We start from the raw sequence: 24,812 nt of genomic DNA on the forward strand, positions 1-24,812 counted from the left end.
CAAAATGACAACGATAACTCAATTAGACCCGATTGAAACCGCATCGCGCGACGAGCTACAGGCCCTGCAAACCCAGCGTCTGAAGTGGACCCTTAAGCATGCGTATGAGAACGTGCCGATGTATCGCCGTAAATTTGACGCGGCGGGCATTCATCCTGACGATTTTCACGAACTGAGCGATCTGAGCAAGTTTCCCTGCACCACCAAGCAGGATCTGCGCGACAACTACCCCTTTGATACCTTTGCGGTGCCGATGGAGCAGGTGGTGCGTATCCACGCGTCTTCGGGCACCACCGGCAAGCCGACGGTGGTGGGCTATACGCAAAACGATATTGATAACTGGGCCAATATTGTCGCCCGCTCCCTGCGCGCGGCGGGCGGGACGGCAAAAGACAAAATTCATGTCGCCTACGGCTATGGCCTGTTTACCGGCGGGCTGGGCGCCCACTACGGCGCGGAGCGTTTAGGCGCGACGGTCATTCCCATGTCCGGCGGGCAGACTGAAAAACAGGCGCAGCTGATCCGCGATTTCAAGCCGGATATGATTATGGTGACGCCGTCCTACTGTCTGAACCTGATCGAAGAGCTGGAGCGCCAGATGGGCGGCGACGCCAGCGGCTGCTCCCTGCGGGTGGGCGTGTTCGGCGCGGAGCCGTGGACCCATGCGATGCGGGCGGAAATCGAGCGTCGTCTGGGGATTTCGGCGCTGGATATCTACGGCCTGTCGGAGGTTATGGGGCCGGGGGTGGCGATGGAGTGTCTGGAAACCGCCGACGGTCCGACGATCTGGGAGGATCACTTCTACCCTGAAGTAGTGAATCCGGACACCGGTACGCCGCTGGCGGACGGCGAACACGGCGAGCTGCTGTTCACCACCCTGACCAAAGAAGCGCTGCCGGTGATCCGCTACCGCACCCGCGACCTGACGCGCCTGCTGCCGGGCACCGCCCGCACCATGCGCCGGATGGATCGCATCAGCGGGCGCAGCGACGATATGCTGATTATCCGCGGCGTGAACGTCTTCCCGTCGCAGCTGGAAGAGGAGATCCTCAAGTTCGAACATCTGGCGCCGCACTATCAGCTGGAAGTTAACCGCCGGGGCCATCTTGATTCACTTTCGGTGCGCGTGGAGCTAAAAGAGAGCGGTCTGGCGCTGAACCACGAGCAGCGCTGTCAGATTTGCCACCAGCTGCGCCACCGGATCAAGTCGATGGTGGGGATTTCGACCGATATCAGCATTGTTAACTGCGGCAGCATTCCGCGCTCCGAGGGTAAGGCCTGCCGCGTGTTCGATCTGCGCAAGGTGGCCGCTAACGGATAACGCATTCTCCCGGAGGCGGCGCATTGCGCCTGTCCGGGCTACCCGATGCCGTAACTCCCGTAGCCTGGACAGTGGTAGCCCGGGTAAGGCGTTTACGCCGCGACCCGGGGAGTGTGCCGGGGTTGATATATCAGCTCTGCTTCTTCCCGGCTCGCGCTGCGCTTAGCCGGGCTACGAATTCACCGTTGTCTGCGGGCGGGTAGCCCGGGTAAGGCGTTTACGCCGCGACCCGGGGAGTGTGCCGGGGCTGATGTATCAGCTCAGCTTCTTCCCGGCTCGCGCTGCGCTTAGCCGGGCTACGTGTTCACCGTCGTCTGCGGGCTGGTAGCCCGGGTAAGGCGTTTACGCCGCGACCCGGGGAGTGTGCAGGGGTTGATGTATCAGCTCGGCCTCTTCCCGGCTCGCGCTGCGCTTAGCCGGGCTACGTATTCACCGCCGTCTGCGGGCCGGTAGCCCGGGCAAGGCGTTTACGCCGCGACCCGGGGAGTGTGCCGGGGCTGATGTATCAGCTCTGCCTCTTCCCGGGTCGCGCTGCGCTTAGCCGGGCTACGAATTCACCGTCGTCTGCGAGCCGGTAGCCCGGGTAAGGCGTTTACGCCGCGACCCGGAGAGTGTGCCGGGGCTGATATATCAGCTCAGCTTCTTCCCGGCTCGCGCTGCGCTTAGCCGGGCTACGTATTCACCGCCGTCTGCGGGCCGGTAGCCCGGGTAAGGCGTTTACGCCGCGACCCGGGGAGTGTGCCGGGGTTGATGTATCAGCTCTGCCTCTTCCCGGCTCGCGCTGCGCTTAGCCGGGCTACGTATTCACCGTCGTCTGCGGGGCGGTAGCCCGGGTAAGGCGTTTACGCCGCGACCCGGGGAGTGTGCCGGGGTTGATGTATCAGCTCGGCCTCTTCCCGGCTCGCGCTGCGCTTAGCCGGGCTACGTATTCACCGTCGTCTGCGGGGCGGTAGCCCGGACAGGTGCGCAGCACCGCCTCCGGGATTTCCTGTGCTATGATTCAAAAAGGACAAAAATCACAACAGAATGAATCAGATGAGTAAACTCGACACCTTTATTCAACAGGCCGTCGCCGCGATGCCCATTAGCGGGACCTCGCTTATTGCTTCTTTATACGGCGACGCCTTGCTCCAGCGCGGCGGAGAGGTCTGGCTCGGCAGCGTGGCGGCGCTGCTGGAAGGGCTCGGATTTGGCGAACGATTCGTGCGTACCGCGCTGTTCCGCCTGAATAAAGAAGAGTGGCTCGATGTGGTGCGCATTGGCCGCCGCAGCTTCTACCGCCTCAGCGACAAAGGCCTGCGCCTGACCCGCCGGGCGGAGCATAAAATCTATCGCGCCAGCGCCCCGGAGTGGGACGGTACCTGGCTGCTGCTGCTGTCGGAAGGGCTGGAGAAGAGCACTCTGGCGGAAGTCAAAAAACAGCTGCTGTGGCAGGGATTTGGCGCGCTGGCGCCGAGTCTGCTGGCTTCGCCATCGCAGAAGCTGGCGGACGTGCAATCTCTGCTGCACGAAGCGGGCGTAGCGGAGAATGTTATCTGCTTCGAAGCGCATTCCCCGCTGGCGCTCTCCCGGGCGGCGCTGCGCGCTCGCGTTGAAGAGTGTTGGCATCTCACCGAGCAGAACGCGATGTATGACGCGTTTATCACCCTGTTTCGACCGCTGCTGCCGCTGCTTCGCGACTGCGAGCCCGCGGAGCTGACGCCTGAACGCTGCTTTCAAATTCAGCTCCTGCTGATTCACTTCTATCGCCGGGTGGTGCTGAAAGATCCGCTGCTGCCCGAAGAACTGCTCCCCGCGCACTGGGCCGGACAAACCGCGCGCCAGCTGTGCATCAATATTTATCAACGCGTTGCGCCCGGCGCGCTGGCGTTTGTCGGCGAGAAGGGCGAAAGCTCGGTGGGGGAACTTCCCGCGCCGGGGCCGCTCTATTTCCAGCGCTTCGGCGGGCTGTCGGGCGTATAAGGAGGCACCATGCCCATTTATCAGATTGACGGTATGACGCCGGTTGTACCGGACGAAAGCTATGTTCATCCCACCGCCGTGCTGATTGGCGACGTGATCCTCGGCAAAGGGGTCTACGTCGGCCCTAACGCCAGCCTGCGCGGCGATTTTGGCCGTATCGTGGTGAAAGATGGCGCTAACATCCAGGATAACTGCGTGATGCACGGTTTTCCCGGCCAGGACACGGTGGTGGAAGAAGAGGGACATATCGGCCACGGCGCGATTCTGCACGGCTGCACCATCGGCCGCAACGCGCTGGTGGGGATGAGCGCGGTGATTATTGACGGGGCCAGGATTGGGGAAAACAGCATCGTCGGCGCTTCGGCCTTTGTGAAAGCCAACGCTGAAATGCCCGCCAACCATCTGATTGTCGGCAGTCCGGCAAAAGCCATTCGTACATTAAGTGAACAGGAGCTGGCCTGGAAGAAGCAGGGGACGCGGGAGTATCAGGTGCTGGTGGAGCGCTGCAAACAGACGCTGCATCAGGTGGAACCGCTCAAAGAAGCAGAGTCGGACAGAAAGCGGCTGATCTTTGACGAGAATTTGCGGCCGAAATCATCATCCTGAGGGGAAAATCATGGCAGAGAAATTATCCGCTCAGTGCCACTGCGGCGCGGTGGCGTTTACCGTTGAGCTTAGCGATGGCTTCAACACCGTTCGCCGCTGTAACTGTTCATATTGCCGGATGCGTGGGGCGGTTGCGGTCTCCGCGCCGCTTTCAGGAATAGAGGTGGTGCGCGGACGGGATAAGCTCACGGAGTATCGTTTTAATACCGGTCAAGCCGTGCACTTTTTCTGCTCGGTATGCGGGATTTACACTTTTCATCAGCGGCGTTCAAACCCGCAGCAGTACGGCGTGAATGTGGCCTGTATTGACGGCGTGTCACCCTTCGATTTTCCCTGCGTGGAGGTCAACGACGGCGTGAATCATCCGAAAGATGGCGGCGGTGGCGTGGTGGGGTATTTGCGCTACGAGAAAAAGTGAAACTCTCCTCCCGCCGGGAAGCGGGAGGAGTCAACTCTTATGCGGCTACAACGCTGTCGATAGCGGCTTTTGCATCAGACTGCGCTTTCGCTGCGACTTCCGGGCCGTAGGCGATGCCTTCAGCAAACACGAAGTTCACATCGGTAATGCCGATAAAGCCGAGGAAGGTGGAGAGGTAAGGGGTCACCAGATCGGTCGGGGTATCTTTATGGATACCGCCGCGGCTGGTGACGACAACCGCACGTTTACCTTTCACCAGACCTTCCGGCCCTTTCTCGGTGTAGCGGAAGGTCACGCCAGCGCGCGCCACCAGGTCGAAGTAGTTTTTCAGCTGGGTCGGGATGTTGAAGTTGTACATCGGCGCCGCGATAACAATCACATCGTTCGCCTGCAGTTCAGCGATCAGTTCGTCAGAAAGCGCCAGCGCTTCCTGCTGACGCGGCGTCAGCGGCGCGTCGCTCGGACGCAGAGCGCCAACCAGCTCACCGTCCAGTACCGGAATTGGGTTTGCAGCCAGGTCGCGCACGGTGATAACGTCTTCCGCGTGCTTTTCACGCCATTGTTCAACAAAATAGTCGGACAGCTGACCAGATTGCGAGTACCCTGCCAGAATACTGGATTTCAGAACTAATACTTTGCTCATGGGTGTTTCCTTTTTTAATGTGATTGACGGGCCGATGCCCTGGTGCTTGTTGACACTCTATTCACAATCATGCCACAGAGAAAGCGCAATAAATCGAACTCTGTATTCAGTTTTTTTGAACAAGGCACGAAATGCGCGGATGTGGTACTCTAACGCAATACTTCAAAAGAGATTTTTCCCGGCAGTGCGCTGCCCGATAACGCTATGACAGAACAACAAAAAATAACCTTCTCATCGCTCTTTGAACGGCTTGATGGCCTGATGCTGCGCGATAAGTCGCGCTTCTCCCGTCGCCTGCACGGCGTGAAGAAGGTTAAAAATCCTGATGCCCAACAGGCCATTCTTCAGGAGATGGCGCAAGAAATTGAACAGGCGGCAGGGAGAGTCCTGCTGCGCGAAGCCGCGCGGCCGGCGATCGCTTATCCGGAAAACCTGCCGGTTAGCCAGAAAAAACAGGAGATTCTCGAAGCCGTTCGCGATCACCAGGTGGTGATTGTGGCGGGGGAAACCGGGTCGGGGAAAACCACCCAGCTGCCAAAAATTTGTATGGAGCTGGGGCGCGGCGTTAAAGGCTTAATTGGCCATACGCAGCCGCGTCGCCTGGCCGCGCGTACCGTCGCCAACCGCATCGCCGAAGAGCTGCAAACGGAGCCGGGCGGCTGCATCGGCTATAAAGTTCGCTTTAGCGACCACGTCAGCGATAACACCATGGTTAAGCTGATGACCGACGGTATTCTGCTGGCGGAAATCCAGCAGGACCGGCTGCTGATGCAGTATGACACCATCATCATCGATGAAGCGCACGAACGCAGCCTCAATATCGACTTCCTGCTGGGTTATTTGCGGGAACTGCTGCCCCGTCGCCCGGATCTGAAAATTATTATCACCTCGGCGACCATCGATCCGGAACGCTTCTCGCGCCACTTTAACAACGCGCCGATTATCGAAGTGTCCGGGCGCACCTACCCGGTAGAAGTGCGCTATCGACCCATCGTTGAAGACGCCGACGACACCGAGCGCGATCAGCTGCAGGCGATTTTCGACGCCGTTGATGAGCTCGGGCGTGAAAGCCCCGGCGATATCCTCATTTTTATGAGCGGCGAGCGCGAAATTCGCGATACCGCCGATGCGCTCAATAAGCTGAATCTGCGCCATACCGAAGTACTGCCGCTGTATGCGCGACTGTCCAACAGCGAACAGAATCGCGTGTTCCAGGCCCACAGCGGGCGGCGGATCGTGCTGGCCACCAACGTCGCGGAAACTTCGCTGACCGTGCCGGGCATCAAGTACGTTATCGATCCAGGCACCGCGCGTATCAGCCGCTACAGCTTCCGGACTAAAGTACAGCGCCTGCCGATTGAGCCGGTTTCCCAGGCGTCGGCTAACCAGCGTAAGGGCCGCTGCGGCCGCGTCTCCGAAGGGATCTGTATTCGTCTTTATTCTGAAGACGACTTCCTGTCGCGTCCGGAGTTTACCGACCCGGAGATTCTGCGCACCAACCTGGCGTCGGTTATTCTGCAAATGACCGCGCTCGGGCTCGGCGATATTGCCGCGTTCCCGTTCGTTGAAGCGCCGGACAAACGCAATATTCAGGACGGCGTGCGCCTGCTGGAAGAGCTGGGAGCGATTACCACTGACGAACAGCAGACCGCCTATAAGCTGACGCCGATGGGCCGCCAGCTGAGCCAGCTACCGGTGGACCCGCGTCTGGCGCGCATGGTGCTGGAAGCGCAAAAACACGGCTGCGTGCGCGAGGCGATGATTATCACCTCGGCGCTCTCTATTCAGGATCCGCGCGAGCGGCCAATGGACAAGCAGCAGGCGTCCGACGAGAAACACCGCCGCTTCCACGACAAAGAGTCCGACTTTCTGGCGTTCGTCAACCTGTGGAACTACCTGGGCGAGCAGCAAAAAGCGCTCTCCTCGAACCAGTTCCGCCGCCAGTGTCGGGTTGATTTTCTCAACTACCTGCGCGTGCGCGAGTGGCAGGATATCTACACCCAGCTGCGTCAGGTGGTCAAAGAGCTCGGCCTGCCGGTCAATAGCGAGCCGGCGGAGTATCGTGAAATTCACACCGCGCTGCTGACCGGTCTGCTGTCGCACATCGGTATGAAAGACGCCGACAAGCAGGAGTTTACCGGCGCGCGCAACGCCCGCTTCTCCATCTTCCCCGGATCGGGGCTGTTTAAAAAGCCGCCGAAATGGACGATGGTCGCCGAACTGGTGGAAACCAGCCGCCTGTGGGGGCGCATCGCCGCGCGCATTGAGCCGGAGTGGGTCGAGCCGGTGGCGCAGCATCTGATCAAACGCTCGTACAGCGAACCCCACTGGGAGCGCGGGCAGGGCGCGGTGATGGCGACGGAGAAGGTGACCGTTTACGGTCTGCCGATTGTCGCTGCCCGCAAGGTCAACTACAGCCAGATTGACCCGGCGCTATGCCGCGAGCTGTTTATTCGTCACGCGCTGGTGGAGGGCGACTGGCAGACTCGCCACGCTTTCTTCCGCGAAAACCTGAAGCTGCGCAACGAAATTGAAGAGCTGGAGCATAAATCGCGCCGTCGCGACATTCTCGTCGATGACGAAACGCTGTTTGAGTTCTACGACCAGCGCATCAGCCATGACGTCATCTCCGCGCGCCACTTTGATAAATGGTGGAAGCAGGCCAGCCGCGAGACGCCGGATCTGCTCAACTTTGAAAAGAGCATGCTGATTAAGGAAGGCGCGGAGCAGGTCAGCAAGCTCGACTATCCGAACTTCTGGCATCAGGGCAACCTCAAGCTGCGTCTGACCTATCAGTTCGAGCCGGGCGCCGACGCCGACGGCGTGACGGTGCATATTCCGCTGCCGCTGCTCAACCAGGTGGAAGAGGCCGGGTTTGAGTGGCAGATCCCGGGGCTGCGCCGGGAGCTGGTTATCGCCCTGATTAAATCGCTGCCGAAGCCGGTGCGCCGCAATTTTGTCCCGGCGCCAAACTACGCGGAAGCGTTTCTCGGCCGCGCGACGCCGCTGGAGCTGCCGCTGCTGGATTCACTGGAGCGCGAGCTGCGGCGGATGACCGGCGTGACTATCGACCGCGAGGCCTGGCAATGGGATCAGGTGCCCGATCACCTGAAAATCACTTTCCGGGTGGTGGACGAGAAAAACAAGAAGCTGCAGGAAGGGCGTTCGCTGCAGGATCTGAAAGATGCGCTGAAAGGTAAGGTGCAGGAGACGCTGTCCGCGGTCGCCGATGACGGTATCGAGCAGAGCGGGCTGCATATCTGGAGCTTTGGCCAGCTTCCGGAGAGCTACGAGCAGAAGCGCGGCAACTACAAAGTTAAGGCCTGGCCGGCGCTGGTGGACGAACGCGACAGCGTGGCCATCAAGCTGTTTGATAATCCGCTGGAGCAGCAGCAGGAGATGTGGCGCGGCCTGCGCCGCCTGCTGCTGCTGAATATCCCGTCGCCGATAAAGTATCTGCACGAAAAGCTGCCGAATAAAGCCAAGCTGGGGCTCTATTTCAACCCCTACGGTAAAGTGCTGGATCTGATCGATGACTGCATCGCCTGCGGCGTGGATAAGCTGATTGACGAAGCGGGCGGCCCGGTATGGAGCGAAGAGGGCTTTGCCGCGCTGCATGAAAAGGTGCGCGCCGAGCTGAACGAGACGGTAGTGGACATTGCCAAACAGGTCGAGCAGATCCTGACCGCGGTCTTTAACGTCAACAAACGCCTGAAAGGGCGCGTGGATATGACCATGGCGCTGGGGCTGTCGGATATCAAATCGCAGATGAGCGGGCTGGTGTATCGCGGTTTCGTCACCGGTAACGGCTTCCGCCGCCTTGGAGACACGCTGCGCTATCTGCAGGCGATTGAAAAACGGCTGGAGAAAATGGCCATCGATCCGCACCGCGACCGCGCGCAGATGCTTAAAGTGGAGAGCATCCAGCAGGCGTGGCAGCAGTGGCTGAATAAGCTGCCGCCTCAGCGCCGTCAGGATGACGACGTGCAGGAGATCCGCTGGATGATTGAAGAGCTGCGCGTCAGCCTGTTCGCCCAGCAGCTCGGCACGCCGTATCCGATTTCCGACAAGCGGGTACTGCAGGCAATGGAGCAGATTACGGCCTAGGCCGCCGCTTTCCCCGGTGGCGCAGGCTGCCGGGGAAGGTGGATAGCGTCAGGCGTTCACCCACGCGAGGGTGAACCCATCCCAGCCTTTGCTGCCCACGGTTTGCAGGGCCGTGACCGTCAGTCGCGGGTCGCTGCCCATCATGTCGATAAACGCTCTGACACCCTGCACCCGCTCATCCGCGCTATCCGGATTCGTCACTTCGCCATCGCGCACCACGTTATCGCCCACAATCACTGTCCCCGGACGGGAATAGCGTAACGCCCAGCGCAGATAGTGGGGATTATTGGGCTTATCCGCATCGATAAAAATGAGATCGAACGGCGGGCGCTCTCCCAGCGTTTCGAGGCTGGCCAGCGCCGGACCTTCCAGCACCGCAACGCGATCGTCCACGCCCGCCAGGCGCAGGTTCTCGCGGGCGACGGCGGCATGGTGCGCGTCGGCCTCCAGGGTAAGTAATTCGCCATCGGCGGGCAATTCTCTGGCCATCCAGATGGTGCTGTAGCCGCCGAGCGTGCCAATCTCGAGGATGCGTCTGGCGCCCGTCATGCGCACCAGCAGGGCCAGAAACTGCCCCTGATTAGCGGCAACGTCGATAGCCGGAAGCCCGGCGCGCTGGTTATTCTCCAGAACCTGGCTGAGTAGTGGATCGGTGGGGATTAACGCTGTCACGAGATAATTATCTACTGCCGACCACTGTTGTTGCATGTCAGATTTCCCGTATTACATCCCTGATGAATCAGACCAGCCGCCTCCCAGCGACCGGTACAAATCAACTTGCGCCAGCAGCAGGTTGTTTTTCACCTGTACCACGCTGAGCTGGGTGGAAAACAGCGTGCGCTGGGCGTCCAGCACGTCCAGATAGGAGGAGTAGCCGTTGCGATAGCGGTTTTGCGCGATGCGCAGCGTCTCTTGGGCCACCTTCTCCTGCGCCTGCAGCTCCGCCAGCTGCTCGCCGTAGCGGCCGATGGCATCGAGACTGTCATTCACCTCTTTAAACGCGCCGCGTACCGTTTTCTCATAGCTAAACAGCGCCTGATTGCGCTGGGCCATCGAAACGTCCACCTGGGCATTCAGCGCCTGGCGGTTGAGCAGCGGCGCCAGAATGCTGCCGCCGAGGCTCCATAAGCGTAGCGGATTATCCAGCAGGTCGGGCAGGGTGCGATCCTGCAGGCTGCCGGTGGCGGTAAGGTTAATGGACGGCAGCAGCTGCGCCTGCGATGACGCCAGGGTAGCGTCGGCGGCCACCAGCTGACGCTGGGCCTGAACGATATCCGGTCGGCGGTTGAGCAGGGTTGACGGCAGCTGGGAAGGTAGCGATAGCGGCGACAGCTGCGCGAACGCGTTGCGCTTAACGGCGTCCGGATTGGCGCCGAGCAGAAGGTTGAGCGCATTTTCCTGCTGGGCGATTTGGTGGCGCAGCGGCGGAATTTGCGCGCGCGTGGAGCGCAGTTCGGAGTCCGCCTGCATCAGCTCCAGGCGTGAGGTATAGCCCGTCTCAAACTGGCGCTTCGCCAGGTTGAAGGCATCTTCGCGCGATTTTAACGTTTGCTGCGTCACCCGCAGCTGTTCATCCAGCGAGAGCAGGGTGATATAGCCGGCCGCCACCGAAGAGGCGACGGTCAGATTCGCCGCTGCGGCAGCCGCCTTTTGCGCCTCCAGGCTGGCTTGCGCCGCGCTGGCGGCGCTGCGGTTTGCGCCCCAGAGATCAACATCGTAGCTGGCGGTTAGCGCGCCTTTATACACCGTACTGTGGACAGGCAGGCCGGTAGCGGCCGACTGGGACCGCGCGCGGGTGCCGGTCAATCCGGCGTCAAGGGAGGGAAACAGGCTGCTATCGGCGGCGTAAGCCCGCGCCTGGTACTCGTTGACCCGTTCGCGGGCTATCAGCACGTCGCTGTTGTAGCGCAGCGCCTGGTCAACGTAGAGATTGAGCGTACTGTCGTGGAAGTTGCGCCACCACACGCCCTCAACCGGGCTGGAGGGGCCGACATCCGCCCGCCAGGCGGCGGGGATCTGCAGCCCGGGCGCGGCCCGTTGAACGTCGGCGGACTGGCAGCCGGCCAGCGCAAGCATAACGGCGAGAGCGAGCGGACGGATCATTGCTGCTCCTCCGCGCGGGTATCGATGGTAACCTGCACCGACATGCCCGGCCGCAGGCGCTGGCGGTTTTTCTGCCCCTCATCAACGGCGATGCGTACCGGAATGCGCTGGGCGATTTTGACAAAGTTACCGGTGGCGTTATCCGGCGAAATAGCGCTGAACTCCACGCCGGTCGCCGGGGAGATGCTCTGCACCGTACCGGTGAATTTCTCGCTGTTCAGCGCATCCACGGTAAAGGTCACCGGCTGTCCGACGCGCACCTGGGCCAGCTGGGTCTCTTTCAGGTTAGCGATCAGCCAGTGCTGCGGCGGCACCAGCGAGGTCAAATGCGTCCCGGCGGTCACGTATGCGCCAAGGCGAACGGAGATTTGCCCAAGCTGACCGTCCGTCGGCGCGATAATACGGGTGTTTTGCAGGTCTATCTGCGCCAGCTCCAGCGCGGCTTTCGCATTGGCGACGTCGGCGAGCAGCGAGTCACGATTAACGATGGTTGATTGCAAATCCTGGCGCGACATCTCCAGCGTTGCTTTGGCCTGCTCGATATCCGCGGTGCCCTGCGCCGCGCTGGCGCGGGCGGAATCGCGTTCGCGAATCGATAACGAGCCGTCGGCGGTCAGCTCCTGAACGCGTTTTAAATCCGCCTGGGTTTTCAGATTCTGCGCGCGGGCGTTTTGCAGCGCCGCTTCGTTACGGGTGATGACCGCTTCGGCGCTTTTACGCTGCTGCTGATTGTTCTTCAGCGCCGCCTCTTTCATTGCCAGCTGAGCTTCCGCCTGATGGACGCGCTGCTTATAGATGCGGTCGTCGATTTGAAACAGCACGTCGCCGGCTTTTACCTGATTAAAATCCTGGACCTTAACCTCGGTGATATAACCGTTGACCTGCGGGCTGATAAACGTGGTTTGCCCGCGAACGTAGGCGTTATCGGTAAACTGGCTTTCTCGGGTAAACGGCGGCAGCTGCCAGGCGTAGAGAATAACCAGTACGCCAACGATGCCAATGGCGGCGGCGGTAAAAATAGAGACGATGCGAATATTATTTCGGGTATTGGCCTGCTGTTTGGCCGCATCCTGCTGACTCATAATAACTCCAGAGTGAAAATTTTTATTTGCTTCCCGTCGCGCGCTTCAGCGCGATACGAGCGGTAATACGTAATCTTATTAAGCGCCAGAAAACCCATACCAGCGTGGCGGCTGAAATCGCCGCCGTCAGCAGATAGGTATCATTGTAAGCGAGAATATTGGCCTGCAGGGTGGCGGCGTTTTGCAGCAGCGTGGTGGCCTGAACGTTGAGCAACGTGCTGTCGCCAATCTGGCTTTGATACATCTGACTGTACTGCTGCAAACGCTCGGTAATCAGCGGATTGAGCGTGGTGAGCTGGTCGGCGAGCTGGCTGGAGTGAAACTTCTCCCGCCAGGTCTGAAAGGTGCCGAGAATAGCGGAACCCAGCAGGCCGCCGATATTCTGGCTCATGCCGAACAGCACCGAGAAGCTCACCAGGTTGCGCTGGTCGGCAATGACGCCGCCAATCCCCGCCAGCATCGCCGGGGCGAGGAAAAAGGCGCTGCCGAAGCCCAGCAGAAACTGGCTGAACATCAGCTGCTCCGGTCGCGTGAGGATCGTCGACTGGCTGTCGAGCAGCGAGGCAACCATAATCAACGCCAGCGCCGTGGCGGTGGGCCAGTAGAGGCGCTGCGGGTTGAGCGTCAGGCAGCTGGCGACGATGCCGCAGACGATCCCGGCAAAAATTGACCATGCCAGGTTGGTCATCTGTTCATTCTGCAAACCGACGTACTGCAGCCAGCCGATAACGCCGGTATTCTGCTCCGCCAGCACGATGCGGATCAGCAGCATAATCAGCCCGAGACGCAGAATACTGCCGCTGGAGAGCCATTTGATATTGAGCAGCGGATTGCTGCGGTTATGCTCAAAGGCAATCGCGGAGACAATCAGCACCACCGCGCCCGCCAGCGCCCAGCCGATCCACGGCGCTTCAAACCACCAGTCCAGTCGTCCCAGCGACAGCACCGCGGTGACCAGCGCCATCCCCGGCGCCAGCAGGAAGAAGGTGATGAAGTCTTTCTTCTCAAACACCTTTTTACGATCGCTTGGCGGCAGCTTGAGGGCGATCACGCAGGCCAGCGACACCAGCGCCAGCCCCAGCTCAAAGAAGTACAGCCCGCGCCACTCGTCGATTTGCAGCAGCTCGGTTGAGAACAGGCGCGCCAGCGGGATCGCCAGGGATGAACCGGTGATGCCGATGGTCAGCGCTTTGAGCCGATGGCGGGCGGGCCAGGCCTGCACCTGATAATAAATCCCCAGCGAGCTTAGCGCTGCGGCTACCATTCCGTGGGCGGCGCGCACCATCAGCGCTGAACTGAGGTCGTTAACGAACAGGTGGAAAAAGGTCACCAGCACGTAGAGAACGAGAAAACCCTCGGTAAAAGCGCGCAGGCCGAACTGCTGGCGAAACTTCACCAGCAGCAGGTTGATGGAGACGTTGGTCATCACGTAGACCGCCGGGAGCCAGGCAATCTCAGTTGACCAGGCGGCAAAAGTACCCTGCAACAGCTGCAGATTGGCGGTTACCACCGCGTTGCCGAGCGCGCCCGTCAGGCAGACCAGCAGCCCGACGATCCCGTAGGCAATACGTTTTGGCGTACTGTGAATGGGGGTCGACGGCGAGCCGAGGATCGCCGGTTTTTCGTGCGGGGCCCAGTCGTGAGGAACATAGGGATTAGCGTGACGACGCGGCATTATTTTTTCTCAACCTCGCGCAGCAGTTTCTCCAGTACCCGCTGCGTCTGCCGCTGCTCTTCGGGGGTAATGGCGGTAAGGATCTCCTCCCGCAAATCATCGGCCACCGTTTTCACCTGCTGATACACCTCAAGGCCTTTGGCGGTAGCGATCAGCAGTCGTTTACGCTTGTCGCGTTCGGTTTTCACCCGCTCGACCAGACCGAGATCGACCAGCCGGTTGAGCAGCGGTACGAGGGTTGCGCTTTCGACGCCGAGCTCCTGGGCCAGCTCGCTTTGCGATAGCGGCTTTTCGTTACGCGCGATGGCGGAAACGGCGACCCAGCTGGCCTGGCTCATGCCAAGGTCCTTGAGCCGACGGTTGACCGCCAGGCGCCAGTGGTGGGCGGTCAGATATAAAAGATGGGAAAAGTTAAGCTGTCGGTTATCCATAGGTCAGTCTGCAATATCGTTAGAGCTCTAATGATTTTTGCCTGACCAGAACGAGAATTCAAGCCTGATTGATAAAAACAGGTTAACGGTATGTGCGTTTATTGTGGAAGAAGCTTTGGGAGGGGGAAGAGAGTTCTGGTCTCAGCCCGGCATTAACCGGGCTGAGAAGGGGGATTTTATCCCGGATAAATACCGCGATCTTTACGCGCCATCAGAATTCGCTCACAGGCCACGATATAGGCGGCGGTACGCAAAGAGCACGCTTTTCCCACCGCTTTTTCGTAAACGTGAACGATCGCATCGGTCATGATACGGTCCATTTTGGCGTTGATCTCTTCTTCGCTCCAGAAGAAGCTGGCCATATCCTGCACCCATTCGAAGTAGCTCACGGTGACGCCGCCGGCATTACAAATAACGTCCGGCACCACCACGATGCCGCGCTCGGCCAGCACGTCGTCCGCTTCCGGATAGGTCGGGCCGTTAGCGCCTTCAAGCACCAGTTTGCAGCTGAGGGTTTCCGCGCGCTCGCGCGTAATCTGACCTTCCAGCGCCGCCGGGATCAGAATATCCATCGGCGTCGTCCAGAACGCTTCTTTGTCAATTTCGCGGGCGCCCGGGAAGCCGGCAATTTGCTTGTTCTCCGCCTGCCATGCGGTCAGCGCGGCCATATCAATGCCGCCCTCGTTATACAGCGTGGCGGTGTGGTCCTGAATCACCACAATCCGCGCGCCGACGCCTGCGAACAGGCGGGCCGCTTCGCTGCCCACGTTACCAAAACCCTGCAGCGCGACTTTGGCACCCTCGATTTCGATACCGCTGCGGCGAGCCACTTCGCGACCGGTGACGAATACGCCGCGGCCGGTGGCTTTTTCACGGCCCAGCGAACCGCCGAGGTGAATAGGCTTGCCGGTAACCACGCCGGTGATGGTGGTGCCGTGGTTCATGGAGTAAGTATCCATCATCCAGGCCATCACTTTACCGTTGGTACCAACGTCCGGCGCCGGAATATCTTTTTGCGGCCCGATGATAATGCCGATCTCGCTGGTATAACGACGGGTCAAACGTTCCAGTTCACCCTCTGATAGTGAGAACGGGTCGACGCGGATACCGCCCTTGGCGCCGCCGTAGGGAATATTGACTGCCGCACACTTGATGGTCATCCAGGCTGAAAGCGCCATCACTTCATTCAAATCGACATCCGGATGGTAGCGCACGCCGCCTTTACCCGGTCCACGCGAGAGGTTGTGCTGGACGCGGTAGCCTTCGAAGTGGCGGATAGTGCCATCATCCATTTGTACCGGAATATCAACGATCAGCGCGCGTTTCGGATGGCGCAGGGTTTCAATCCAGTAGGCGAGATCGCCGAGATAGGGCGCAACGCGATCGATTTGACGCAGGTAGGTGGTCCATGGAGATGTACTACTTTCAGAAGCGTAAGATAACTTTTCCATAAGAGTCCTGTTTCGCAGTGATAATTATTTTGTTAACCGTGGAAAGGTACAGCTATAAACTCTGTAACGAGAATGTTATCACCAATTTAATGGGACGGTATTTGGCAAAAATGCAGAATATGCTGTCGTTGCGGCTGGGGTTCGGCTTTTTATGAATAAAAAAACGGAAAACAAGGTCATCAATGGATGAATATGCATCTTTGTGCATTAAAGCCGTAGTTGTGACCCTTTATCTCTATTTATCAGAATCTTGACCCTCTTCAAAAAGTGAATAAAACGCTATGTATATGTGTTGACTTTGTTGCTTAACAGGCGTGGGTGTTCTGTTCGCACTTTATTACCCCAAAGTACGCTGTACCGTCTAAGATGGTGGCCGGTAATGTCAGGCTAAGAACGCTAAAAGGAGAGAACATGTCAGAGCATTTTCCATCGCTGCCGGAGGCGGTACTGGCCGCGGCGAACCAGCTGGGGGCCTGGCTGGCGCAGGATGATTTACCGCAGGATCCGCAAATAGAGCTGGTGGTGCTGGCAGGCAATGCGGTGATCCCGACCATTGATTTCGCCTGCCGGCTGGCGGCGCATCACGCCGTTCCTCTGCTGATCAGCGGCGGTATCGGCCACTCCACCTCGTTTTTATACCAGTCGGTGCTGAATGACCCGCGCTATCGCACCATTCCGGTAGACGATCGCGCCGAGGCGCATATTCTGGCCGACATTGCCCATCAGTTCTGGGCGATTCCGCGCCAACGAATCGTGGTGGAAGACCGCTCCACCAACTGCGGCGAGAACGCGCGTTTTACCCGGCAGATGCTGGAGCAGAAGGGCATTGCGCACCGTACGGGGGTGGTGGTTCAGGATCCGACCATGCAGCGGCGAACGATGGCGACATTTGCCCGCGTCTGGCAAGACGACCCGCGTGCGCCGACGTGGTACAGCGCGCCGGGCTGTTCACCGGTGTTGTGTAACGGGCGTGACGGCGTCACGTTCAGCGGGAAAGAGGCGGGTCTGTGGCCGGTGGGGCGCTATCTGGCGCTGATCCTCGGTGAACTGCCGCGGCTGGCGGATAACCCGCAGGGCTACGGCCCCCAGGGTAAGGGATTTATCGCTCATGTGGATATTCCGCCGTACATCGCTCAGGCGTGGCAGACGCTGCGCGACGACCGCCTGCTCTCCGATGCGCTAAGCGCGCGTCAGCTGGCTTAGAAGATGGCGCGGCATGCCATGATAGCCAGCCCGCGTTTCCCCTTCGAACGCAGGACCTATTAGCCGGTAACTCTCATCTTGCCCGTTTGCGTTGGCGATATCGCAAACGGGCATCATCTGTTATTGAATTGTGATTTTTTATGCCCCGGGTTGCTCTGTTTTTATGAAATATCTCACAAAAACAAGCGCTCATGCTGTCCCTTTGCCTGATGGACGATAATTTTTAACATCTAGTTCACCTGTTAAAAACAATAATCCTGAGGAGCAGACCATGACAGCACCCGTTCAACACCCTATGTATATTGACGGCCAGTTTGAACCCGGCCGCGGTGATGCATGGATTGATGTGATCAATCCGGCGACGGAAGCGCTGCTTTCGCGTATTCCCGACGGCAGCGCGGAAGATGCCCGGCGCGCGATTCTGGCCGCTGAGCGCGCGCAGCCGGGCTGGGAAGCCCTGCCGGCGATTGAGCGAGCGGGGTGGCTGCGCAAAATCGCTGCCGGTATCCGCGAGCGGGCCGAGGAGATCGCCGCGCTGATCGTCGCCGAGGGCGGAAAAATACAGCAGCTGGCCGCGGTGGAGGTCTCCTTTACCGCCGATTATCTGGATTATATGGCCGAATGGGCGCGCCGTTATGAAGGTGAAATTGTACAGAGCGACCGGCCGGGGGAAAATATTCTGGTATTCAAGCGCGCGCTGGGCGTGACCACCGGCATTCTGCCGTGGAATTTTCCGTTCTTCCTGATTGCCCGCAAGCTGGCGCCGGCGCTCATTACCGGTAATACCATCGTGATTAAACCGAGTGAATTTACGCCGAATAACGCCATCGCTTTTGCGCAAATCGTCCATGATATCGGCCTGCCGAAAGGGGTCTTTAACCTGGTGCTGGGGCGCGGCGAAACCGTGGGCCAGGAGCTGGCGAGCAATCCGAAAGTGGCGATGGTCAGCATGACCGGCAGCGTCGCCGCGGGCGAGAAGATTATGGCCGCGGCGGCGAAAAACATCACCAAAGTGTGTCTGGAGCTGGGCGGTAAAGCGCCCGCTATCGTGATGGACGATGCGGATCTTGAGCTGGCGGTTAAGGCAGTGGTGGATTCTCGCGTCATTAATAGCGGGCAGGTGTGTAACTGCGTTGAGCGCGTCTATGTGCAAAAGGGCATTTACGATCGCTTCGTTAACCGTCTGGGTGAAGCGCTGAAGGCGGTGCAGTTTGGCGATCCGGCGTCTCGCGACGATATCGCAATGGGACCGTTGATTAACGCCGCCGCGCTGGAGCGCGTGGAGCAGAAGGTGGCGAAAGCGGTGGCCCAGGGCGCGCGCGTTGTCCTGGGTGGGAAAGCGGTGACGGGTAAGGGCTATTTCTATCCGCCGACGCTGCTGCTGGACGTGCGCCAGGAGATGGATATCGTGCATGAAGAGACGTTCGGCCCGGTGCTGCCGGTGGTGGCGTTTGATACCCTTGAAGAAGCGCTGGCGATGGCCAACGACAGCGATTACGGGCTGACGTCGTCAATCTATACCCGCGATTTGAACGTCGCGATGAAGGCGATCAAAGGGTTGAAGTTTGGTGAAACCTATATTAATCGCGAGAATTTCGAAGCGATGCAGGGTTTCCATGCCGGATGGCGTAAATCGGGCATCGGCGGCGCCGACGGGCGTCATGGTCTGAATGAGTATCTGCAAACCCAGGTGGTCTATCTGCAGGCCTGAGTCAGCAGAGAACCGGTGGGCTTCCCGGAGGCGATGCTGCGCATCTGTCCGGGCTACCCAGCCCGCAGACCGCCTCCCGGGTCGCGGCTGACGCCTTACCCGGGCTACCCAAACGCAGGCCGCACGTACCTGTAGCCCGGGCAAGGCGCGTTGCGCCGCCCCCGGGGTTTATTTGGCGAACTTATCCAGCACGCGGATAAGCTGGGTAACGAAGCCATACTCGTTATCGTACCAGGAGACGGTTTTCACCAGCTGGAGATCGCCAACCTCGGCAATCTCCAGCTGCGTGGCGTCATAAATGGAACCGAAATGGCTGCCAATCACGTCCGACGAGACGATCTCCTCTTCGGTGTAACCGAATGATTCGTTGTTCGTCGCCGCGTTTTTCATCGCCTGATTGACTTCTTCAGCGGAGACCTTTTTCTCCAGCACCGACACCAGCTCAGTCACCGACCCGGTTTTCGTCGGTACGCGCTGGGCGTGGCCCTTCAGCTTGCCGCTAAGCGCTGGAATAACCAGCCCGATGGCTTTCGCCGCCCCGGTTGTATGCGGAATGATATTTTCCGCCGCCGCGCGGGAAGCGCGTAGATCTTTGCCGCGGGGGCCGTCAACCAGCGATTGCGTACCGGTATAGGCGTGAATCGTAGTCATGGTCCCCACCTTAATACCAAAGGCGTCATTCAGCACTTTCGCCATCGGCGCCAGGCAGTTGGTGGTGCAGGAGGCCACGGAAATAATCGTATCGTTTGCCTCCAGCGTGTCGTCGTTAACGTTATAGACAATGGTTTTCATATCGCCAGCGGGCGCGGAGATAAGCACTTTTTTAGCGCCGGCGGTCAGATGAGCTTGCGCTTTTTCCGCGGAGGTATAAAAACCCGTACACTCGACGATCAGCTCGGCACCGACCGCTTTCCACGGAATATGCTGAGCCTCTTTTTCGGCATAAACGGTAATTTTTTTGCCGTCAACGATAAGCGCATCTTCAGTAAAATCGATGCTCCACGGGAAAGGCCCGTAGTTAGAATCATGCTTAAGCAGGTAGGCCAGTACCTTAGGGGAGGTGAGGTCGTTGATGGCGACGACCTCTAAAGGACTATTAACCTCCAGTAATCGGCGCAGTACTAAACGTCCAATACGCCCAAATCCATTAATCCCGAGTTTACTCATGAAGAATCTCCAGGTCAGTTGAACTGTCAGGTGAAAACTTCTCCAGGCTTAGTTCAGCTGGCGGGGATAGGGCAACCAACGATTTTTCCGGCGCCGTTAAATGCTGATAAAAACGCGTACGGAAAAAGTGAATAAATTCGGCGGGTTGTGGGCGGGGCGTTAAGGGTTAATAATTTTTTGTTTCAGCTTTATACGCCGCGGGCATATTGGCAAGGGATTGAAAAGGTGGGCCCTGGAAGGGCCCGCCGGGTGGCCGATTATTCGGCGTTCCCGCCCCGTTCAGCAAAAGCGGCAAGCGCGGCGCCGTCAAGGCGATAGCGAACCCACTCACTTTGCGCAACGGCGCCAATGCTCAGATAAAAATCAATGGCCGGCTGGTTCCAGTCGAGCACGCTCCACTCCAGGCGACCGCACTCTCTTTTTACCGTCAGCTGAGCGATGGTTCGCAATAGCGCTTTTCCAGCGCCGCGGCCGCGAAATTCGGGAGTGACGTACAGATCTTCCATATAGATGCCGTTTCGACCGAGCCAGGTGGAATAGCTGGTGAAGAACACCGCGTACCCGGCAACCTTATTGTCAATCTCGCAGATTAGCGCTTCCGTTTTGCTGTCGCTGGCGAAAAGCGATGCCTGGATTTCATCTACCGTGGTGACCACCTGCTCCGGCGCTTTTTCATAAACCGCAAGCTCGTAAATCATGTCATAAATTGCTTTTGCGTCCGCCGGGCGGGCCTGACGAATGGTCATATTCATTGGAGTACCTGTTGTGCCATCGTGAGTTTGATACCGCCAAGCATAAACGTTAAGGTTAGAAGAATTAAGTGCAATGAAATCACCCAATGATGAATATTATGCATCCTGCGCTTCGCCGTCTTGATTTGAATCTGCTGCCGGTATTTGAGGCGGTCTACCGCTATCGTTCGGTCCGCCTGGCGGCGGAAGAGCTGGCGATGAGCACATCAGCGTTAAGCCACGCGCTATCCAGACTGCGCGCCGCGCTCAACGACCCGCTTTTCTATCGCGAAGGTCATCGTATGTGCCCCAGCGTTTACGCCACCCAGCTCGCGCCTTCCATCGCTTCGGCGCTCAAGTTTTTAGATCAGGAGCTTACTCCGCAGCCGAAGTTTGTGGCCTCAGCCAGTACCGACTGCCTACAGATAGCGATCACGGACTTCACCGCGCAGTGCGTTTTCCCGACGCTGATGCCCAGGCTACAGCAGCAGGCGCCAGGCCTGCGTTTCGAACTGCGCTATCTGCCGCACAGCCCGGCGCTGACGGAACTGCTGGCCGGCGAGGTGGATTTAGCGCTGGGATTTAGCGCGCTGGATGAAGCAGAGCATCCGGAGCTGGATGAGATTTGCTGGCTGAAAGATGATTATGTTGCGATAAGCAGCGCCAGGCGATCCCGGCTCACGCTGGCGGACTACCTGGCAGCACGGCATCTGGTAGTCACCCCGTGGAATGAAAGCCAGGGCGTTCTCGACGTGCAGCTTGCGAAAATGGGCTTCTCGCGGCATATCACCATCAAAACCCCCTCTATGCTGAGCGCGCCAGCTATTATTGCGCAAAGTGAACTGCTTATGGCGATACCGCGCTCTGCCGCGGCAAAAATGACTGACGCGGCGACGCTGAAGGTCTTTGAATTACCGTTTGAGGTTCCGCCGTTTGAAGTGAAAATCTATTCCCACAAGCGGAGCGGGCAGCGCGGCGCGAGCCAGTGGCTGAAAGAGAGGCTGAGGGAGTGGGCCGCGACGGAACGAACCTGATGTCTCGTTTGACGAGTCAGCGATATATGCTTAACTCATGAGACAACAAATGTGAATCGTCTGTTAACAGCCTGATGTGCGCTTCAATGGTAAGCGCAGCGTCATCTATCCTGATAACGTAAGAGAGAAAAATTGAAATTAGCCGGACTCCATCCCGATGAACTGCGTCGCCTGCAATCGCTGCGGGCATCCGGATTACTTAATAGCGGAAAAGAAGAGCGTTTCGATCGCCTGACCCGGCTTGCGCGTACGCTCTACGATCTGCCGGTGGCGTCGGTTAGCCTCGTGGGAGAAAATACCCTGCATGTTAAATCCTGCGCCGGACTTGAAGTCGATACCCTGCCGAGGGATATCACGTTCTGCGCGCATACTATTCTGCAGACCGACCCTTTAATCGTTAATGACCTGCAGCAGGATCTGCGCTTTCACGATAACCCGCTGGTCACGGAAGCGCCTTTTATCCGCTTTTATGCCGGATACCCGGTACAGCTGCCTGACGGCGCGACGGTCGGCGCGTTCTGCCTGATGGACCACAAGCCGCGCGCCTTTTCCGTGCATGAGATACAAATATTAAGCGACCTGGCCGCCATCGTTGAAGATGAATTCAAGGTGCTCGACGCGGCGACCGCCGATGAGCTGACGGGGCTGTTCAACCGCCGGGGTTTTATGTCGTTAGCGGAGTACGCGCTGCTGACGGCCAGGCGGCGCAATGAACCGGCGAGCCTCGTATTTATCGATCTCGATCGCTTTAAGCTGATTAACGATACCTGGGGTCATGAACAGGGGGATAAAGCCCTGACGGCGATGGCTGATTTGATGAAAGCCACCTTCCGGGAGTCGGATATCATTGCCAGGCAGGGCGGAGATGAGTTTATTATCCTGCTTGCTAATACTGCCCAGCAGGCGGCGGGCATCGCGATGGCGCAGCTAAGCAATAACGTTGCTGAATATAATCAACAGGCGGGCAATCCGTGGCAGCTGGCCTTTTCCTGGGGCTGCGTTGAATACGACCCTGCAACGCATCATAGCCTCAATGAGATCGTTGCGGTGGCGGACCGGCGCATGTATCAGGCGAAGACCAGCCATGGCGCCGAGCGCCGGTAGGGAACCGCCCGGCGTCGCCAGCCGATATTCGGCGTCTGGCTGATGCCGCGGCGGCTTGCGCTTCCTTAGTGGAGACCAAGGCGGATCAGTTCAACGGGCTCGAACTTACCTTCCGTCCCTTCCACTTCGACTGTCTTATTACGGCGCAGCTGGGCTGGCGTTAAGCCCGTCGCGTGGATAGCGATAATTTTACCGGTTTTACCCGTCCCGTTAATCATCACCTGGCTGCCGTTAGTAATAGGATTGCGGTTACGATCGTAAGTGATCATGCTGATTTCTCCTTTTAATCATCGGGTGGTAACAATCGCTTCTTGCGCCGGGCTTGCCCCCGGCGCGGACGTAATACCAATACGCCTCTCGGCCCGTCATTTTGTTGTTTTTGATCAACTTCACACTTTTTAGCGTCTCTCAACGGGCTAACGAGCCGGAGACAGGCTTTGCCTGACCCGGAATCCGTACTGCTTTTGAAGACGATTCCGCGGGTATCAACCCTCGTGGAGGCCCGGGTTGCAGTCGCTGATGCGGCTGCTAAACTTTTTTCGGGCATAACGGAGCGGAACGATGAAGAACAAAGAAGAGCAAACGGGGCTGATTGGTCTTGCCATTGGCGCGGCGGTTATTGGCCTGGTCTCTGGCCAGAAGCCAATTAACCGGGAAAGCATTGTTGAAGAACTGGTGAGACTGGGTAGACAGAAGGGGGATGGCATCGAGGACGAGATTTTTATGCAGGCGGCAACGCTGGTGCGCAAGGGGGTATAATCCCGCCGGTAGAAGAAGCCCGGGTAGGCGAAAACCCGGGATTAAACGGGGAGGAAGGTCATCATAAGATACGCTATCACAATGCATATCAGCGCCATGTACCAGACAAAGCTCATTCTGTTACCCGCCCTGTAGCGCCATGCCGGTCACCGCGTTAACCACGGTCGCGGCCATCAAAACGCCGCCGACGATAGCGCAGGCACGGTTTTTCCGGGTCGCCCCCAACGTCAACATTACCACCGCTGCGGCAAAGAGGGGGATGGCTATTATGCTGAAAGTGTTCATCGTTTCCTCAAAACTCGCCCGTTAATCTTCCTGCATCCACATATCGGCTTCTTCGAACATCTCCTGCACGGCGCGGCTGATCTGCTCCTTCTCGTGCTTGCTGGCGTCAGTATTGATGGAAGCCAGGGTCATCATCGGCTTAACGCGGACGTCGGCATCGGGAAAAATGCGATGCACTCGCTTCGTCAGTTCATTAAGAATGATCTCTTTAGCGCCGGCCAATCCCTCGAAATTTCTCTTGTCATAAATCAGCTCTACGAACATTTTTTATCCCGTTGATGATAATAGCAGGAAGTATTGTACTGTGATTATATACAGCGTCAAGGCCGAGGTATACGTTCCCCGTATTCCTGCGCCGGGGATAACTCGCCGCTTTTGCATTAAATGCGCGAAACCGACAATTGTTTTTTTATAAGTACGTAAAAGTTAATGAATTTTTAATAAAAGGTGTTTATGTTGGCGATATCACCGTTTTATTAAGGGTTTCTCATGCGCGATAAATATTCTGGCCTGCAAATTGGCATCCACTGGCTGGTGTTTCTTTTAGTGATAGGCGCTTACGCGGCGATGGAGCTGCGGGGCTTTTTCCCCCGCAGCGCGCGGCCCGTCATCAATATGATTCACGTCTCCTGCGGGATTTCTATTTTTGTTCTGATGGTGGTGCGCCTGTTGGTGCGTCTCAAATCCCCGGCGCCGCCAATTGTGCCTAAGCCGTCGCCGATGATGACCGGCTTCGCGCATCTGGGGCATCTGGTTATCTATCTGCTGTTTATCGCGCTGCCGGCCATCGGCATGGTCATGATGTACTACCGCGGTAACCCGTGGTTCGCGTTTGGCCTGACCATGCCGCACGCGGCGGAAAGCAACTTTGAACTGGTGGATACCCTGAAAGCGTGGCACGAGCTGCTGGCCAATACCGGCTACTTTATCATTGGCCTGCACGCGCTGGCGGCGCTGTTGCACCACTACTTCTGGAAAGATAACACGCTGCTGAGGATGATGCCTCGCAGGCGTTAAAC

General features: G+C 58.4%; 23 protein-coding genes. 11 read left to right on the forward strand and 12 right to left on the reverse strand.

What is annotated here, in order from left to right:
* Nucleotides 1-4: 4 nt before the first annotated feature.
* The 4 genes from paaK (at nt 5) to BJF97_RS13700 (ending at nt 4,307) form a co-directional block, all read left to right on the forward strand.
* Complete coding sequence (gene paaK, locus BJF97_RS13685; protein WP_004850513.1) at nt 5-1,321, forward strand: phenylacetate--CoA ligase PaaK; 1,317 nt, start codon at nt 5-7, stop codon at nt 1,319-1,321.
* A 1,035-nt stretch (nt 1,322-2,356) separates the two neighbouring features.
* Nucleotides 2,357-3,283: a phenylacetic acid degradation operon negative regulatory protein PaaX gene (gene paaX, locus BJF97_RS13690; protein WP_163461950.1), complete on the forward strand. Its 927-nt coding sequence runs from the start codon at nt 2,357-2,359 to the stop codon at nt 3,281-3,283.
* Nucleotides 3,284-3,292: 9 nt separating this feature from the next.
* The gene (paaY, locus tag BJF97_RS13695) at nt 3,293-3,889 is read left to right on the forward strand and encodes a phenylacetic acid degradation protein PaaY (protein ID WP_014838356.1); all 597 of its coding nucleotides are present in this window, start codon (nt 3,293-3,295) and stop codon (nt 3,887-3,889) included.
* Between the two features lie 7 nt (nt 3,890-3,896).
* Nucleotides 3,897-4,307: a GFA family protein gene (locus tag BJF97_RS13700; RefSeq protein WP_086074107.1), complete on the forward strand. Its 411-nt coding sequence runs from the start codon at nt 3,897-3,899 to the stop codon at nt 4,305-4,307.
* 37 nt (nt 4,308-4,344) lie between these two features.
* Here the strand turns inward: BJF97_RS13700 and azoR are convergent, their stop codons facing one another.
* Complete coding sequence (gene azoR / locus BJF97_RS13705) at nt 4,345-4,950, reverse strand: FMN-dependent NADH-azoreductase (protein ID WP_014229193.1); 606 nt, start codon at nt 4,948-4,950, stop codon at nt 4,345-4,347.
* A gap of 261 nt (nt 4,951-5,211) precedes the next feature.
* On the opposite strand from azoR, the gene hrpA reads away from it, so the two are divergent.
* Complete coding sequence (gene hrpA, locus BJF97_RS13710) at nt 5,212-9,057, forward strand: ATP-dependent RNA helicase HrpA (RefSeq protein WP_232393369.1); 3,846 nt, start codon at nt 5,212-5,214, stop codon at nt 9,055-9,057.
* A 48-nt stretch (nt 9,058-9,105) separates the two neighbouring features.
* Here hrpA and BJF97_RS13715 read toward each other — a convergent pair whose 3' ends face one another.
* From BJF97_RS13715 to BJF97_RS13740, 6 genes are all read right to left on the reverse strand, one after another.
* Entirely contained in the window at nt 9,106-9,765 is a 660-nt protein-coding gene (locus BJF97_RS13715) for an O-methyltransferase (protein ID WP_014229195.1), read from the reverse strand.
* A gap of 15 nt (nt 9,766-9,780) precedes the next feature.
* On the reverse strand, nt 9,781-11,160 hold the full coding sequence (locus BJF97_RS13720) for an efflux transporter outer membrane subunit (RefSeq protein ID WP_032693443.1): 1,380 nt from the start codon (nt 11,158-11,160) through the stop codon (nt 9,781-9,783).
* Entirely contained in the window at nt 11,157-12,242 is a 1,086-nt protein-coding gene (locus BJF97_RS13725) for an HlyD family secretion protein (protein ID WP_032693444.1), read from the reverse strand. Before BJF97_RS13725 ends, BJF97_RS13720 begins: the two co-directional genes overlap by 4 nt.
* A gap of 22 nt (nt 12,243-12,264) precedes the next feature.
* Nucleotides 12,265-13,917 (reverse strand): MFS transporter, encoded by a 1,653-nt coding sequence (locus BJF97_RS13730; protein WP_014229198.1) that lies wholly within the window; start codon nt 13,915-13,917, stop codon nt 12,265-12,267.
* A complete protein-coding gene (locus BJF97_RS13735) occupies nt 13,917-14,348 on the reverse strand; it encodes a MarR family winged helix-turn-helix transcriptional regulator (RefSeq protein ID WP_014229199.1) in 432 nt (143 codons plus the stop codon). Before BJF97_RS13735 ends, BJF97_RS13730 begins: the two co-directional genes overlap by 1 nt.
* Nucleotides 14,349-14,524: 176 nt before the next feature.
* On the reverse strand, nt 14,525-15,799 hold the full coding sequence (locus tag BJF97_RS13740; RefSeq protein ID WP_032693445.1) for a Glu/Leu/Phe/Val family dehydrogenase: 1,275 nt from the start codon (nt 15,797-15,799) through the stop codon (nt 14,525-14,527).
* Nucleotides 15,800-16,210: 411 nt separating this feature from the next.
* Here BJF97_RS13740 and BJF97_RS13745 point away from each other — a divergent pair, with 411 nt between their 5' ends.
* Together BJF97_RS13745 and aldA are read left to right on the forward strand one after the other, a co-directional pair.
* Nucleotides 16,211-17,002, forward strand: coding sequence for a YdcF family protein (locus BJF97_RS13745; protein ID WP_032693446.1), 792 nt, complete (start codon nt 16,211-16,213; stop codon nt 17,000-17,002).
* A 271-nt stretch (nt 17,003-17,273) separates the two neighbouring features.
* Nucleotides 17,274-18,713, forward strand: a complete 1,440-nt coding sequence (aldA, locus tag BJF97_RS13750) for an aldehyde dehydrogenase (RefSeq protein WP_032693447.1) — start codon at nt 17,274-17,276, stop codon at nt 18,711-18,713.
* Between the two features lie 168 nt (nt 18,714-18,881).
* Here the strand turns inward: aldA and gap are convergent, their stop codons facing one another.
* Entirely contained in the window at nt 18,882-19,880 is a 999-nt protein-coding gene (gene gap / locus BJF97_RS13755) for a type I glyceraldehyde-3-phosphate dehydrogenase (RefSeq protein WP_032693448.1), read from the reverse strand.
* A 257-nt stretch (nt 19,881-20,137) separates the two neighbouring features.
* Nucleotides 20,138-20,632 carry a GNAT family N-acetyltransferase gene (locus BJF97_RS13760; RefSeq protein ID WP_032693449.1) on the reverse strand — a complete coding sequence of 165 codons (495 nt, stop codon included), beginning with the start codon at nt 20,630-20,632 and terminating at the stop codon, nt 20,138-20,140.
* An 89-nt stretch (nt 20,633-20,721) separates the two neighbouring features.
* Here BJF97_RS13760 and BJF97_RS13765 point away from each other — a divergent pair, with 89 nt between their 5' ends.
* A complete protein-coding gene (locus BJF97_RS13765) occupies nt 20,722-21,645 on the forward strand; it encodes a LysR family transcriptional regulator (protein ID WP_162097194.1) in 924 nt (307 codons plus the stop codon).
* Nucleotides 21,646-21,777: 132 nt separating this feature from the next.
* Entirely contained in the window at nt 21,778-22,749 is a 972-nt protein-coding gene (locus BJF97_RS13770; protein WP_014229205.1) for a GGDEF domain-containing protein, read from the forward strand.
* A 65-nt stretch (nt 22,750-22,814) separates the two neighbouring features.
* Here the strand turns inward: BJF97_RS13770 and ydfZ are convergent, their stop codons facing one another.
* Nucleotides 22,815-23,018 carry a putative selenium delivery protein YdfZ gene (ydfZ, locus tag BJF97_RS13775; RefSeq protein WP_004850536.1) on the reverse strand — a complete coding sequence of 68 codons (204 nt, stop codon included), beginning with the start codon at nt 23,016-23,018 and terminating at the stop codon, nt 22,815-22,817.
* A 292-nt stretch (nt 23,019-23,310) separates the two neighbouring features.
* On the opposite strand from ydfZ, the gene BJF97_RS13780 reads away from it, so the two are divergent.
* The gene (locus tag BJF97_RS13780) at nt 23,311-23,508 is read left to right on the forward strand and encodes a hypothetical protein (RefSeq protein ID WP_014838364.1); all 198 of its coding nucleotides are present in this window, start codon (nt 23,311-23,313) and stop codon (nt 23,506-23,508) included.
* 120 nt (nt 23,509-23,628) lie between these two features.
* On the opposite strand, the gene BJF97_RS34710 is transcribed toward BJF97_RS13780, so the two are convergent.
* Both BJF97_RS34710 and BJF97_RS13785 read right to left on the reverse strand, forming a co-directional pair.
* Entirely contained in the window at nt 23,629-23,793 is a 165-nt protein-coding gene (locus tag BJF97_RS34710; RefSeq protein WP_004850538.1) for a hypothetical protein, read from the reverse strand.
* Between the two features lie 21 nt (nt 23,794-23,814).
* Complete coding sequence (locus tag BJF97_RS13785; RefSeq protein ID WP_004101739.1) at nt 23,815-24,057, reverse strand: DinI family protein; 243 nt, start codon at nt 24,055-24,057, stop codon at nt 23,815-23,817.
* A 225-nt stretch (nt 24,058-24,282) separates the two neighbouring features.
* Here BJF97_RS13785 and cybB point away from each other — a divergent pair, with 225 nt between their 5' ends.
* Nucleotides 24,283-24,810 carry a cytochrome b561 gene (cybB, locus tag BJF97_RS13790; RefSeq protein ID WP_025107908.1) on the forward strand — a complete coding sequence of 176 codons (528 nt, stop codon included), beginning with the start codon at nt 24,283-24,285 and terminating at the stop codon, nt 24,808-24,810.
* Nucleotides 24,811-24,812: the final 2 nt, after the last annotated feature.

The organism is Klebsiella sp. LTGPAF-6F (genome assembly GCF_001753185.1).
In the GTDB taxonomy this organism is placed as follows: Bacteria; Pseudomonadota; Gammaproteobacteria; order Enterobacterales; family Enterobacteriaceae; genus Klebsiella; species Klebsiella michiganensis.

What these genes read in the sequence shown, in the direction of transcription:
- paaK (WP_004850513.1), top strand. Translation starts at nt 5, where the DNA reads ATGACAACGATAACTCAATTAGACCCGATTGAAACCGCATCGCGCGAC.
- paaX (WP_163461950.1), top strand. Translation starts at nt 2,357, where the DNA reads ATGAGTAAACTCGACACCTTTATTCAACAGGCCGTCGCCGCGATGCCC.
- paaY (WP_014838356.1), top strand. Translation starts at nt 3,293, where the DNA reads ATGCCCATTTATCAGATTGACGGTATGACGCCGGTTGTACCGGACGAA.
- azoR (WP_014229193.1), bottom strand. Translation starts at nt 4,950, where the DNA reads ATGAGCAAAGTATTAGTTCTGAAATCCAGTATTCTGGCAGGGTACTCG.
- hrpA (WP_232393369.1), top strand. Translation starts at nt 5,212, where the DNA reads ATGCTGCGCGATAAGTCGCGCTTCTCCCGTCGCCTGCACGGCGTGAAG.
- BJF97_RS13715 (WP_014229195.1), bottom strand. Translation starts at nt 9,765, where the DNA reads ATGCAACAACAGTGGTCGGCAGTAGATAATTATCTCGTGACAGCGTTA.
- BJF97_RS13720 (WP_032693443.1), bottom strand. Translation starts at nt 11,160, where the DNA reads ATGATCCGTCCGCTCGCTCTCGCCGTTATGCTTGCGCTGGCCGGCTGC.
- BJF97_RS13725 (WP_032693444.1), bottom strand. Translation starts at nt 12,242, where the DNA reads ATGAGTCAGCAGGATGCGGCCAAACAGCAGGCCAATACCCGAAATAAT.
- BJF97_RS13730 (WP_014229198.1), bottom strand. Translation starts at nt 13,917, where the DNA reads ATGCCGCGTCGTCACGCTAATCCCTATGTTCCTCACGACTGGGCCCCG.
- BJF97_RS13735 (WP_014229199.1), bottom strand. Translation starts at nt 14,348, where the DNA reads ATGGATAACCGACAGCTTAACTTTTCCCATCTTTTATATCTGACCGCC.
- BJF97_RS13740 (WP_032693445.1), bottom strand. Translation starts at nt 15,799, where the DNA reads ATGGAAAAGTTATCTTACGCTTCTGAAAGTAGTACATCTCCATGGACC.
- BJF97_RS13745 (WP_032693446.1), top strand. Translation starts at nt 16,211, where the DNA reads ATGTCAGAGCATTTTCCATCGCTGCCGGAGGCGGTACTGGCCGCGGCG.
- aldA (WP_032693447.1), top strand. Translation starts at nt 17,274, where the DNA reads ATGACAGCACCCGTTCAACACCCTATGTATATTGACGGCCAGTTTGAA.
- gap (WP_032693448.1), bottom strand. Translation starts at nt 19,880, where the DNA reads ATGAGTAAACTCGGGATTAATGGATTTGGGCGTATTGGACGTTTAGTA.
- BJF97_RS13760 (WP_032693449.1), bottom strand. Translation starts at nt 20,632, where the DNA reads ATGAATATGACCATTCGTCAGGCCCGCCCGGCGGACGCAAAAGCAATT.
- BJF97_RS13765 (WP_162097194.1), top strand. Translation starts at nt 20,722, where the DNA reads ATGAATATTATGCATCCTGCGCTTCGCCGTCTTGATTTGAATCTGCTG.
- ydfZ (WP_004850536.1), bottom strand. Translation starts at nt 23,018, where the DNA reads ATGATCACTTACGATCGTAACCGCAATCCTATTACTAACGGCAGCCAG.
- BJF97_RS13780 (WP_014838364.1), top strand. Translation starts at nt 23,311, where the DNA reads ATGAAGAACAAAGAAGAGCAAACGGGGCTGATTGGTCTTGCCATTGGC.
- BJF97_RS34710 (WP_004850538.1), bottom strand. Translation starts at nt 23,793, where the DNA reads ATGAACACTTTCAGCATAATAGCCATCCCCCTCTTTGCCGCAGCGGTG.
- BJF97_RS13785 (WP_004101739.1), bottom strand. Translation starts at nt 24,057, where the DNA reads ATGTTCGTAGAGCTGATTTATGACAAGAGAAATTTCGAGGGATTGGCC.
- cybB (WP_025107908.1), top strand. Translation starts at nt 24,283, where the DNA reads ATGCGCGATAAATATTCTGGCCTGCAAATTGGCATCCACTGGCTGGTG.